The organism is candidate division KSB1 bacterium, assembly GCA_034505495.1.
In the GTDB taxonomy this organism is placed as follows: domain Bacteria; phylum Zhuqueibacterota; class Zhuqueibacteria; order Residuimicrobiales; family Krinioviventaceae; genus Fontimicrobium_A.
This window is the reverse complement of the sequence record JAPDQV010000064.1, coordinates 1-11299: the sequence shown is the minus strand read 5'-3', so window position 1 is coordinate 11299 and position 11299 is coordinate 1. Positions and strand designations below refer to the sequence as shown.

The window sequence follows — 11299 nt, the reverse complement described above, 5'->3', positions numbered from 1 at the left end:
CAAGCACGAGATAAATCCCGCGCTGCCGGGACGAGATGAATCTCGCGATACCGGCACGAGATGAATCTCGCGCTACGTTGATGCACGAGATGAATCTCGCGCTGCGTTAGATTGCGCTGCGGGTACGGGATAAAGCTCGCGCTACCGGCACGAGATAAATCTCGCGCTACGTTGATGCACGAGATGAATCTCGCACTACGTTAGATTGCGGTGCGGGCACGGGATGAATTCCGCGCTGCGTTGATGCACGAGATGAATCTCGCGCTACCGGAACGAGATAAATCTCGCGCTGCGTTAGATTGCGCAGCAAGGGCGGGATAAATCCCGCCCTACGAGATCAAGTTCGTCAGCCGGTCACGGATTTTGACTCCTGCCCTGGCGGGGAACCGGCAAATACTCGACGCCGGCGCCCTGATGCCGCACGGGCTGGGGATAGAGCGTCATCAGCTGCAGGATCTCGGTCGGCATGTCGGTGCTGACCGGCAGTCCAAGCGCTTTGGCTTCATCGGCGGAAATGGGGTAATCGTGCGTCCAGGTGCCGGTGGCCAGCTTGGTTGCCAGCGCGCGGGCGGCGTCTTCCGGCATATGCTTGCACAGCAGTCGGCTCACCTCGGTTTCGAGCTGCTGAATCGCTTTGCGCGCCACGTCCGCCATGATCAGGGTCTGGTCGTCGACCTCGGAGATCGGTTTCTGCTCGACCACTTTGAGAAAGGAAGCTGCCGGGAATTGTCCGATCTGCGGATCGATCGGCCCCAGAACAGAGTGTCGGCACATGACGATCTCATCGGCCGCCAGGGCGATGAGGGTCCCTCCCGACATGGCATAGTGCGGTACAAAGACGGTCACCTTGCCTTTATGCGCCTGAATTGCGCGGGCTATCTGCAGCGAGGCAAGCACCAAGCCGCCCGGCGTATGCAGAACAATATCCAACGGCACATCTTCGTCGGTCATCTGAATGGCGCGCAGCACTTCTTCCGAATCGTTCACATCGATGTAGCGCATCAGCGGAAAACCCAACAGCCGCATGGTCTCCTGTCGATGCACCAATAGAATGACGCGCGAGCCGCGCATCTTTTCGATCATGGCGATTTTGCGCATGCGCATGGCGTCGAGATAGCGCCGCTGCAGCACCGGCTGCAGGGATGAAATCATAAAGAAAATCCAAAAAATGTCCATAGCTCCCATGGTAATCCTCCTCTTTATCGACAGCCGTTCGGAAAGAATCCGTAACACCCTTCATCGTCATAAAAGCGCCGATAGCTGCGCGCCGGTTTGCGGATCGTCGGCGCCAACATCCAGCCGGCGACAAAGCCGCCGATGTGCGCCCACCAGGCGATGCCGCCTTCGGAGGCCGGAACCAGCAGAGAAAACAAGCCGGGGATGATCTGGGTGATGAACCAGAAAAAGGCATAAAAGATCGCATAGATTTCGATAAAGACCGGAAAGAACAAGATCGGCACGAGCGTCACCAGCCGGGCAAAGGGAAACAGGCGTACATAGCAGCCGATGATGCCGGCAATGGCGCCGGAAGCGCCGAGGGCGGGCACGGTCGACGACGCATTGACCAGCGCGTGCGCCAGCGAAGCGGCGATACCGCAAACCAGGTAAAAGAGCAGAAAGACGAGCGAACCCAGACGATCTTCGACGGCGGGGGCGAAAATCCATAACGTCCACATATTCAGAATCAAGTGCAGCCAACCGCCGTGCAGAAAAATGTTGGAGAGAAACGGCAGGTAATCCGACCAGCCCTCCGGCGGTCTAAGCACTGCCATGCTGCCGAAAAAGCGCGCCGGAACCAGAGCGAAGGTATGAATAAAGCTCTCTTGAAGCGGCGGCGGCAGGGAGACCTGATAAAGAAAAACCACGGCGTTTACGAGGATCAAAAGCCAAGTGACCGTCGGCGGGTAACGCTTGGCGACCGTGTCTTGAATCGGAAACATGACCTTCCTCTGCGTTTATCAAAACCCTTTTTGCTGAACAGATGCGCGCAGTGGTCGAGAACGGCCTGCCCGCAACAGCAAATTTCGTTCGAGTGAAATCAAGCGGCTGCCGGCGCAAACCGCGCATCTGCCGCAATCGAAAGTCTCTCTTTTCATCGACCTCTATGCCGGTCTGCCTTTCGATTTCCGTTAAAGCCGCTTCATTCGCCTAAAGAACGGCGCGGTCGGTAGAGAAAGAGCACCACGAGTACGCCGTAAAGAAATGTCGAGGAGGCGGTCTCGATCATGTGACTTAGCCGTACGCTCGCGACGGGCATTAGGGGATTGGCGAGAATATGTCCGACGTTCTGCGGCACGCTGAAGAACAATCCCGTCAGCAGCGCCGTGCGGCCGATGGTTGCTTGAGAGCCGAGAATGATCGGCAGAGCGCACAGAATCCAGAGCAGACCGCGAAAGAACTGCAACGGGAACAGCATCGGGTCGTTTTTCAAGGTTTCGAGCGTGTGCGCAAAGAACGGCAGAGCCTCGCCCGGACTGCCGTAAAAGGCGCGCAGCTCGGGATTGCGCCAGGCGATAAAATAGCCTGCCGTCCAATACAGCACCAGATAGATAAAGCCGAGAAGCGCCGTTTTCCAGATCCACTGCCGAGCAGAGAGCTGCGGCGCGGGCGCGAGCGGTTCGGGCGCGGAACGGCCTTTGCCCAAAACCCACACCGCCGCAGGAACGAACAGAAAAGCGGTCGGCAGTCCCATGAGGAACAGACGCGGCAAGAGCAGCGGTTCGACGGTAATGGAGGATAGAAAATACCACGTCTCGATTTGGGTCAGCACCGTGGTTACGCCGTAATAAGCCGCTGCGAGACTGAGCGCCAGTTTCCATCCGCTCCATCTTGACGTGCGGATCAGCGCGGCAAGGACCAGCAGATTGACCAGTGCAATGATCAACAGCCCGACGCTGGTCGGCACCAAACCCGGCTCGGAGGGAGCGTCCTTGGGGATCAGGTCGGCGACCGCCGCCGATCCGATCATGAAAAAAACAATAAAGAGAAGGCAAAGTCCGGCGTAACGAAGGGACCGAGAAAAGAGCCGTTTGAAGAGATCCATCGCTTTCCTCTTTTGTGCAACGACTGTGCTCCCTCTGCGAATTCTTCCCGATTGAGGAAAAGTCGACGGCCGCCTTGTCGAAAATCGGACCGCCTGTTCGAAACATACGCATTCGTTGCCATTCGAGCAAGCTGAAAAAGTCATCTGCGGCGGGGATGGAAACAGAAAAGGGGCGACACCGCCGAAAAGCCAAGTCTCTCAAAACGATCAAAAAAATCGTTTCCGAAAAGTATTTTTTCAATTGATCGCTTGGCTTTGCCAAAGTTCGGTAAAGCTCACGGGGTCGGCCGGCAGGAAGCGGCCTAAAGGCGGGCTGCATTGCGGCCGCCTCCTGTCGGCCCTATCGGTAAAGGCCCCTTGGAGCAGATCCGGATACTGCGGATCGCCTCTGTCCGCTGCTCGGAGCAAAGCGGGTCAAGGGAACGATTTGCCTACCAGCGCAGCAAGGCGGCCATGCCGCCCATTTCGGCAATCAGACGCTGTTCCGCGGGCCCGCGGACGAACTCGATCTTGGCGCCGAAAGTCAACGCCAAATCAACAGCGTGTTCCCGCAGCGGCACCTGTTCGGCCTGCGGGCACAGGGCTTTAACCGCCGCCTCCGTTGCAGCGACAAAGCCGTTCTCGTGACAGCGCCAGATCATAGTTTCCAGCGACCACGGCAGCACCCAAAGTCTGACTCTTCCCATCTGCAGCGCGTCGAGCACGTCGTCTACGCCCCACAACCCCTGCTCTTGGCGGATTGCCTCCAGCAACTCCATTTCGGATCTCCGTTCGGCCTCCGCCAAGGCGGGCTCTACCCGCCGCCAGAGGGCGTTGGCCGAGATTTGCTTGGCGTCCGGCCACAAAGGCAGCCTTGCGGCGACGCGGTTCTGCAGTCGCCGACTCAGATAGGTTTCGAAATGACTGGTTTGCCACTGCTCGCCGACGAGAACCACTCGCTCGACGGCCAAGCGGTCGACCGCCTGCTCCAGCGCGCGCGACAAGCGACCATAGAGGCGGTTCATCCAGGCGGCTGTATGGGCCGCCTCCCTCTCTTTGGGTGAAAGTTTGTCATAACGTCCCCCCGGCTTTCCCGCACGTGCCCGCCATTCCGAGGCCATCCTGCCGCCCGCTTCCGCCAGCTCCTCCCAGTCCTCCGCGCTGATGCCGGCAAGCGCCTCCTCATCTTCGCGGATTTCATCGAGAAAAACCTCAAAAAAGCGCCACTGTCCGGCCGCCAGCACCAAGATGCCGGTACGTTCATACTCGTCAACCGCAAACCATAACGGCGTCATGTACGGTGCGCCGTAACGCGCCTCGATGCGGCCGTGCCCAAGATCCACGACCGGCAGCTCGATCTGCAGATCCAGCCGCTCGGCATAGAGCCGGCCGTGCGGCTCGCGATGGGCAAAGAGAGCGATCGTGCGCGCCTCGGGACGTTCCATTTCCAGCAGTTCGAGCACCTGATCATACAAAGGCTGATCGCGTTTACCCTGGCGGTCGCGAATCTCGGGCATGTCTTTCAGCGCATTTTTGATTCGCGTCAGCCAGGCGCGATTGGCGTTTTCCGGTTTGGCCGGATTGACGTCGGCGTAGATCGTCAGAACATTGTTTTCAGCAGCCTCGCTCCATTTGCGCAGCGTCTGCAGTTGACTTTCGATTGCTATCATAACGCACCTCCGGAACTCGTCAACTTTTTATGCTTCGCTTTGTTTGAGAGCTATGCCGAATAAATCCTTTAACACAAGCGGATCCAATTCCTGCACCCGCTATACGGCGCAGATACGCTTGTAGGGCACATGCATCCCTCCCTCAACTCAATGCCTTTCCATGGTAATGGGCGGCTGCTTCCGCCGAGCAAAACGCAATCGGCCGTCGGAAAAGGACAGCGGGCAACCGCCTGCCTTATGGCGGACACAGAAAAGGTCCGCTCTCGGCTTCCATGAACAGCATTTCTCCTGCAGTTTCGGCATCAGAACGCCGATAGGGGAAAATCTGTTCCTGAACCTGAACAAACTCCTCGCCTGTAGAAGCGATCGAAGGCCGCTTTTTTCCGGCTCCCGCCTGCAAGCCTTACCGTATGCAGTTGGTCGCCTCTTCCCTCCGTTGAACGGCTCTGCTTTATTCAAAACGCCGGTTGAAGCGCATCTCTTCCGCTGTAAAAGGCTGATTACGACCCGCCTGACCTCGATTCGCATCCATTAACCACGCGTCTGCGCAAAAGTCCGCGCCGATGAGGCAGCCTTAGCACAAGATTTTACGGCAGCTCCCTTGCATCGGCAGCTGCAAATCGCAATATTTCCTTCAGCAGGGAACCGCCTATCGGCAATTCTCGGCAAAGCTGCTTTTTTATTCAGGGCACAAGCCGTTTCTGCCGCACCGGCTATTGCCTTTTTGCCGCTTTTCCTTTATCTTAAACATTATCGGAAAGGATAAAGGACTGATCGATGCGCAAAAAGAGTTTTTACCTTTTCACCTTATTGGGCTTGCTTTTATTCTGCGCCCGAAAAGAGGCGCCGCAGGAACGAATCATGGCGCGGCTCGGAGATCGCGTCATCACCGAAAGGGAGTTTCTCGAACGCGCCGAATACACCATCCGGCCGCCGTACGCCAAGATGGATTACTATGTGCACAAAAAGATCATTCTGAATTCTCTTATCGCCGAGGCACTGCTCGCCCGCGACCGCGGCGAGTCGACCGAATTGGCGCGCAATGAGCGGTTCCGGCTCTTTGTCCAGGGTCAAAAAGAGCAGGCCATGCGGCAGATGTTCTATCGCCGGCATTTTTACGAGCCGATCAAGCTCGATCCGCAGGAGGTGCGGCGCGTCTACGATCTGGCCGCACGCACCTATGAGATTCGCTACCTTTCCACCAAGAACAAAGCCGTCAACGATCTGCTGGTGCAAAAAGTCCTTCACGAGAAGCAGCCGTTCGAAGAGACGGCGCGCAAGTTTTTCGGCATCGATCGCCTGCCGACCCGCAAGGTCGAGTTTGCCGGCGAAGAAATCCACCAGGTCAAGCAGGCGCTCTATGAACAGCCGGTCAAGCCGGGGCAGCTGATCGGCCCGCTGCAGATCGAAAACGAGTTCCTATGGCTGGTGGTCGACGGCTGGACGGAAAAGATCGATCTCAGCACTCAGGCGGTGCAGAACCGTTCGCGCGACGTTACCGAGCATTTGACGTTCAAATATGCCGAGCAGGCGTTTCGCAGCTATGTCGTCAAGCTGATGAAGGGGAAAAAGGTCGAATTCAATCCCGAGACGTTCGTCGAGCTGGTCAATCTGCTGGGGCCGATCTATTTTCCGCCCGGCGAGCAAAAAGAGATCGCGATGAAAAAATTGGTGTGGGGCAAAGCCGGCGGCGACGATCTGCCGATCGATTCGCTCTCGCTTCGCCTGCAGAATTGGAAGGATCGGCCGCTGTTGACGGTCGACGGCAAGGTGTGGACGATCGGCGACCTGGACCGCGAGCTGCTGCTGCATCCGCTGCATTTTCGCAAGCGGCGCATGGCGAAAAACGAGTTTGCCGAGCAGCTCAAACTGGCGCTGGTCGACATCATTCGCGACAAGTACATCACGCGGCAGGCTTATCGCGAAGGGTTCGACAAGCACCCCTACGTGCAGCAGCGCACCGCCATGTGGCGCGACGCCTATCTGGCGGAAGCGGCGCGCAACGAATATCTGGCCGCTTTGGGCAAGCTCGAAGAATTTCCCAATCGCTTTCTGTCGATCATCGAGCAGGATCTCAACCCGCTCATCGATTCGCTGCAGACGAAATATTCTCCGCTCATCGAGATCAACACCGATCTGTTGGAAACTATCCCGCTGACGCGCATCGATCTCTTTGCCGTGTACACCGATCAGCCCTACGCGATGGTGGTCCCTCCCTTCCCCATGCTCACGACGGATTCGCAATTGAACTATGGCAAAAAGCTGACGGCGGATAAAAAGCGATCTTTATTCAAAAAATGAGGCCGGTGACGATCCTTGCAGCCAAGGCGATGAGCACGGCGATGATAAACGAGACGCCGGCTCCGGCTGCGGTCCTCTTCCACCCCAATTCCGCCGCCATAATTCCAAGCGTCGCCATGCAGGGCAGGTAAAAGACGACAAAGAGGGTAAAGGTCAAGATTTGCGAGGGGCTCATGACGGCGGCGACGTTCTGGGTTCCCAAGGCCTGAAAAAGCATGAGCAGGGTCAGTTCTTTGCGCAGCACGCCGAACAGCAGAGTCATGCCGATGGATTCAGGCAGTCCGAGCAGCTTCATGAGCGGTGCCGTCAAGCGGTTGATGAACGGGGTCCCGCCCAGCAATTCGATGCCGGTTAAAAGGGCGCTGCCGACGATGAGGAGCGGCCAGGCAATCAAAATGAACTCCTTGAGTCTGAGCCAAGTCTTTGCCAGCAGGACCTTCAGTTTTGGAAGACGAAAGGAGGGCATTTCCAGAACAAGTCCCGGCGAATCTTCGGGCATGAGCCGTGACAGTGCGGCGCCGGTGAGGATGACGACTCCGGCGTTGAGGAGATAGACGGCAAAAGCGGCCGCTCCGCCCAAATAGTAACCGACCAATCCCATGATCACCACCATACGCGCCGAGCAGGGGACGAGAACGGCGATCACCGAAGCGATGAAACGATCGCGCGCCGACGGAAGGATGCGGGCGGCCATTACCGCCGGGACACTGCAGCCGTAGCCGAGGATCGTCGGCACTACGGCCGTTCCGTGGAGGCCCATTCGGTGCATCAGGCCGTCCATGAGAAAGGCGATGCGCGGCAAATAGCCGATGTCTTCGATGAACGCCATGGCCAGCAAAAACGGAAAGAGGTAGGGTAGGACGACGGCGACGCCGCCGGTGAATCCCTGGAGAGCGCCGACGGCGATCGTTTCGGCAGTCCCGCTCAGGCCGCTCCAGGCAATGACCGCTTGTGAAAATTTCGCCAGGAATCGCAGCAGCGGCCCTTCGACCCAAGCCCCGAGGCGAAAGACGGCGACGAAAAAGGCGAACAGCAAAAGGGTCATCAAACCGTAGCCGACGATGGGATGAGTGGTCAGATCGTCGAGGTAATCCAGCCCTGTGCGGCGGCGCGGCGTCACTTGGGCAACCTGCTCAAAGATTTTCATCGCCCAATGGTGCCGCTCCATGGCAATCACCGCCGCCGAGGTTTCGCCGTGCTCTTCTCCCAATTCCTGCCGTACCTGCGCCAAGCGACGGCGCCACTCGGCATCAGCGGGATATTTTTGCGCGAAATAGGAGTCGTCTTCGAGCTGCTTGATCACCACCAGTCGCGAGCTGGGCGCAGACGAAAAATGGTCGCCCGACTCGGCGATCAGCTCTTCGACTTTGCTTTCGACATGGCGGCTCAGCTTTTGCGGAGGAGCCGACTGCGGGTTTTGGATCAGTTCGAACGCGGCGGCAAACAGCTCCTCCAAGCCCGTACCGCGCGTCGCCACCGCCGGAATTACCGGAATGCCCAAAAGCTGCGAGAGCTTGGCGACGTCAATCGAGATGCCTTTGCGCTCGGCTTCGTCCATCATGTTCAGGCACAGCACCATGGGCCGACCCAGCTCGAGCAGCTGCAGGGTCAGCTCCAAGCTGCGGCTGAGCACCGAGGCGTCGACGACGTTGACGATCACATCGACTCTCTTCTCCAAGAGATACTTTTTGGTCTCTATGGAAGCCGGATCGAGCGCCGTCAGCGAGTAGACGCCGGGCAGATCGACCAGATTGCAGGTCCGACCGGCAACGACGACGTGCGAACGCAGGTATTCAACGGTGACGCCGGGGAAATTGGTGGTTATGGAAAGATAGCCGGCAACATGGTTGAAAATCGTGCTCTTGCCGCAATTCGGCTGGCCGGCAAGCACGATGACCGGATGCGGATGGCGCGAGTCAAAGTCATTATTTCTCGTTTGAAAGGGCATTGCTCTCGATCTCTTCGACGTCGATCTGTCGGGCCATGCCTCTGCCGAGGGCAATGCGCGAACCGCCGCATTCGATGAGCAGCGGCCCGCCCAGCCGTGAAATCTGCTTGACCGCGATATTTGTGCCTTCAAAAAGCCCCATCTGGTACAGGCGATCGCGCAGCAAATGTCCGCCGTGAATGCGTACGATGCGCAATTTTTGCTCGGCTTTTGCTTTATCGAGAGTCATTTGTCCGACCTTTCTTTTGCAGAGCCATCTTCGCGCGGGCGTGACGTCTGCTCTCCACGCTGCCTCCAGGCGGCCAAACGCTCTTCGGCCTCGGGCGAGTCCTTGATCCCATCCAGCAGGCGACGCATGGCATTGTAAGATTCATTACTGATCACATGCTCAAGGATGCAGGCATCCTGTTCCGCCGTCTGCGCCGAAACGCCGACCACCTCCCGCAAAAACCGCGCAAGGACCTCATGACGTTTCATCAGCCTGGCGCCCAAGCGCCTGCCGCCGGCGGTCAATGTAATGTGGCCGTAGAGCTTGCGGTCGACCAAGTTCTTTTGCTGCAGCTGCTGCATGACGAGGGACACGCTCGACTTGGTCACCCCGCGCCGTTCGGCAATCTCGGTTACCCGCGCCACACGATTCTCCTTCTCGAGCTGATAAATCACCTCGATGTATTCCTGCGTGGTTACATCATACTGTTTTTCCATGCGCCGCTCCAGGTTTGGCCGACTAAACTTTGTTTATGGCGTTAATATAGGTTTTTTCAGCCCGATTCACAACAGATTTTTCCTGCAAACAGCTTGACAAAGTTGAAACGCCTGACTATATTGGCGCGCCTCAAAAGCAAAGTGAAAGGCGAACCATGCGCTTGTCGGCTTTACGGCGGCGGACGTTTGCGCCGACACCCTTGTCCGCTGATGAAACTCGGCAACTTTTTCATTTCTTTATCGCCCCCAGTTTTCCCGCTTTACAAATCGAACAGAATGATCGCAGACAAGAGCAGACGGTCGTCATCCTATTGTCGGTTGAGAAAAAACGTCTTTTCGCAAGGGTGAGGATGGTATGAAAACGATGAAGGCTTTGGTCAAAAAAGAAGCGCGCGAGGGCTTGTGGCTCGAAGAGGTGCCGATCCCCAAGATCGGCAATAACGACCTGCTGGTCAAAATCACCAAAACCGCCATCTGCGGCACGGATCTGCATATTTACAAGTGGGACGCCTGGGCGCAACGGACGATCAAGGTGCCGCAGATCATCGGCCACGAGTTCGTCGGCGAAATCGTCGACATGGGCAGGGACGTAAGCGGCTACCAGATCGGCGAGCGCGTGTCGGGCGAGGGGCATATCGTGTGCGGCGTCTGCCGCAGCTGCCGCGCCGGCCGGCGTCACCTGTGCACCAACGCAATCGGCATCGGCGTCAACCGCGACGGCTGCTTTGCCGAATATCTCTCGCTGCCGGCCGCCAACGCCTGGCATATTCACCCCTCGGTGCCGTCCGAAATCGCCGCTTTTTTCGATCCTTACGGCAACGCCACTCACGCCGCGCTGTCCTTTGATCTCGTCGGCGAGGATGTGCTGATTACCGGCGCCGGCCCCATCGGCATCATGGCGACCGCCATCTGCCGCCATGTCGGCGCCCGCAACATCGTCGTGACCGACATCAACGATTATCGCCTCGAACTGGCGCGCCGCATGGGCGCCACCTGCGCCATCAACGTCACCCGCACCTCCATCGAAGAATGCCGCAAAGAGCTGGGCATGATCGGATTCGACATCGGCCTCGAAATGTCCGGCAACCGCGACGCGTTCGAGTCCATGCTCGAAAACATGTATCACGGCGGCAGAATCGCCCTGCTCGGCATCCTGCCGAACTCGGCGCAGGTCAACTGGGATCAGGTGATCTTTAAAGGGCTGACGATCAAAGGCATCTACGGCCGCGAGATCTTTGAAACGTGGTATAAAATGCAAACCATGCTGCAGAGCGGGCTCGACATTTCGCCCGTACTGACGCATCGTTTTCGTTTCGAGGAATTTCAAAAGGGGTTCGACGTCATGCTCAGCGGCAACTGCGGCAAGGTGGTGCTGGAATTGGATTGAGGTTTTACAGGACCTAGCCACGGAGACACAGAGAGCACGGAGGGTTTTAATAATTTCGCCACGGAGACACAGAGAGCACGGAGCATATATTTTTCTATCTCCGTGTCCTCCGTGCCTCTGTGGCAATTCAAAAAAAGATCAGCCACGGAGACACAGAGAGCAAGGAGGGTTTTAATAATTTCGCCGCGGAGACACAGAGAGCACGGAGCATATATTTTTCTATCTCCGTGTCCTCCGTGCCTCTGTGGCAATTCAAAAAAAGATCA

At 57.5% G+C, this 11299-nt stretch carries 9 protein-coding genes; 2 read left to right on the top strand and 7 right to left on the bottom strand.

Annotation, left to right across the window (positions count from 1 at the left end; all coding sequences use genetic code 11):
• Positions 1-354 precede the first annotated feature (354 nt).
• The 4 genes from ONB24_14950 to ONB24_14935 all read right to left on the bottom strand — a co-directional run bounded on the left by ONB24_14950 (position 355) and on the right by ONB24_14935 (position 4692).
• Positions 355-1185 carry an ATP-dependent Clp protease proteolytic subunit gene (locus ONB24_14950; GenBank protein MDZ7317408.1) on the bottom strand — a complete coding sequence of 277 codons (831 nt, stop codon included), beginning with the start codon at positions 1183-1185 and terminating at the stop codon, positions 355-357.
• Between the two features lie 14 nt (positions 1186-1199).
• The gene (locus ONB24_14945; protein ID MDZ7317407.1) at positions 1200-1940 is read right to left on the bottom strand and encodes a rhomboid family intramembrane serine protease; all 741 of its coding nucleotides are present in this window, start codon (positions 1938-1940) and stop codon (positions 1200-1202) included.
• A 200-nt stretch (positions 1941-2140) separates the two neighbouring features.
• Positions 2141-3043: a hypothetical protein gene (locus ONB24_14940; protein ID MDZ7317406.1), complete on the bottom strand. Its 903-nt coding sequence runs from the start codon at positions 3041-3043 to the stop codon at positions 2141-2143.
• A 431-nt stretch (positions 3044-3474) separates the two neighbouring features.
• Positions 3475-4692 carry a VLRF1 family aeRF1-type release factor gene (locus ONB24_14935; protein MDZ7317405.1) on the bottom strand — a complete coding sequence of 406 codons (1218 nt, stop codon included), beginning with the start codon at positions 4690-4692 and terminating at the stop codon, positions 3475-3477.
• A gap of 861 nt (positions 4693-5553) precedes the next feature.
• Here ONB24_14935 and ONB24_14930 point away from each other — a divergent pair.
• Positions 5554-6993 (top strand): hypothetical protein, encoded by a 1440-nt coding sequence (locus tag ONB24_14930; GenBank protein ID MDZ7317404.1) that lies wholly within the window; start codon positions 5554-5556, stop codon positions 6991-6993.
• Here ONB24_14930 and feoB read toward each other — a convergent pair.
• From feoB to ONB24_14915, 3 genes are read right to left on the bottom strand one after another with little or no spacing between them, the layout of a single operon-like run.
• A complete protein-coding gene (gene feoB / locus ONB24_14925) occupies positions 6983-8941 on the bottom strand; it encodes a ferrous iron transport protein B (GenBank protein MDZ7317403.1) in 1959 nt (652 codons plus the stop codon). The two genes, ONB24_14930 and feoB, sit on opposite strands and share 11 nt — an antisense overlap.
• Positions 8919-9170: a ferrous iron transport protein A gene (locus tag ONB24_14920; protein ID MDZ7317402.1), complete on the bottom strand. Its 252-nt coding sequence runs from the start codon at positions 9168-9170 to the stop codon at positions 8919-8921. The genes feoB and ONB24_14920 overlap by 23 nt, the downstream gene beginning before the upstream one ends.
• Positions 9167-9646: a metal-dependent transcriptional regulator gene (locus ONB24_14915; GenBank protein MDZ7317401.1), complete on the bottom strand. Its 480-nt coding sequence runs from the start codon at positions 9644-9646 to the stop codon at positions 9167-9169. The genes ONB24_14920 and ONB24_14915 overlap by 4 nt, the downstream gene beginning before the upstream one ends.
• A gap of 364 nt (positions 9647-10010) precedes the next feature.
• On the opposite strand from ONB24_14915, the gene tdh reads away from it, so the two are divergent.
• The gene (gene tdh, locus ONB24_14910; GenBank protein MDZ7317400.1) at positions 10011-11033 is read left to right on the top strand and encodes an L-threonine 3-dehydrogenase; all 1023 of its coding nucleotides are present in this window, start codon (positions 10011-10013) and stop codon (positions 11031-11033) included.
• The last annotated feature ends 266 nt before the right edge of the window (positions 11034-11299 follow it).

What these genes read in the sequence shown, in the direction of transcription:
- ONB24_14950 (MDZ7317408.1), bottom strand. Translation starts at nt 1,185, where the DNA reads ATGGGAGCTATGGACATTTTTTGGATTTTCTTTATGATTTCATCCCTG.
- ONB24_14945 (MDZ7317407.1), bottom strand. Translation starts at nt 1,940, where the DNA reads ATGTTTCCGATTCAAGACACGGTCGCCAAGCGTTACCCGCCGACGGTC.
- ONB24_14940 (MDZ7317406.1), bottom strand. Translation starts at nt 3,043, where the DNA reads ATGGATCTCTTCAAACGGCTCTTTTCTCGGTCCCTTCGTTACGCCGGA.
- ONB24_14935 (MDZ7317405.1), bottom strand. Translation starts at nt 4,692, where the DNA reads ATGATAGCAATCGAAAGTCAACTGCAGACGCTGCGCAAATGGAGCGAG.
- ONB24_14930 (MDZ7317404.1), top strand. Translation starts at nt 5,554, where the DNA reads ATGGCGCGGCTCGGAGATCGCGTCATCACCGAAAGGGAGTTTCTCGAA.
- feoB (MDZ7317403.1), bottom strand. Translation starts at nt 8,941, where the DNA reads ATGCCCTTTCAAACGAGAAATAATGACTTTGACTCGCGCCATCCGCAT.
- ONB24_14920 (MDZ7317402.1), bottom strand. Translation starts at nt 9,170, where the DNA reads ATGACTCTCGATAAAGCAAAAGCCGAGCAAAAATTGCGCATCGTACGC.
- ONB24_14915 (MDZ7317401.1), bottom strand. Translation starts at nt 9,646, where the DNA reads ATGGAAAAACAGTATGATGTAACCACGCAGGAATACATCGAGGTGATT.
- tdh (MDZ7317400.1), top strand. Translation starts at nt 10,011, where the DNA reads ATGAAGGCTTTGGTCAAAAAAGAAGCGCGCGAGGGCTTGTGGCTCGAA.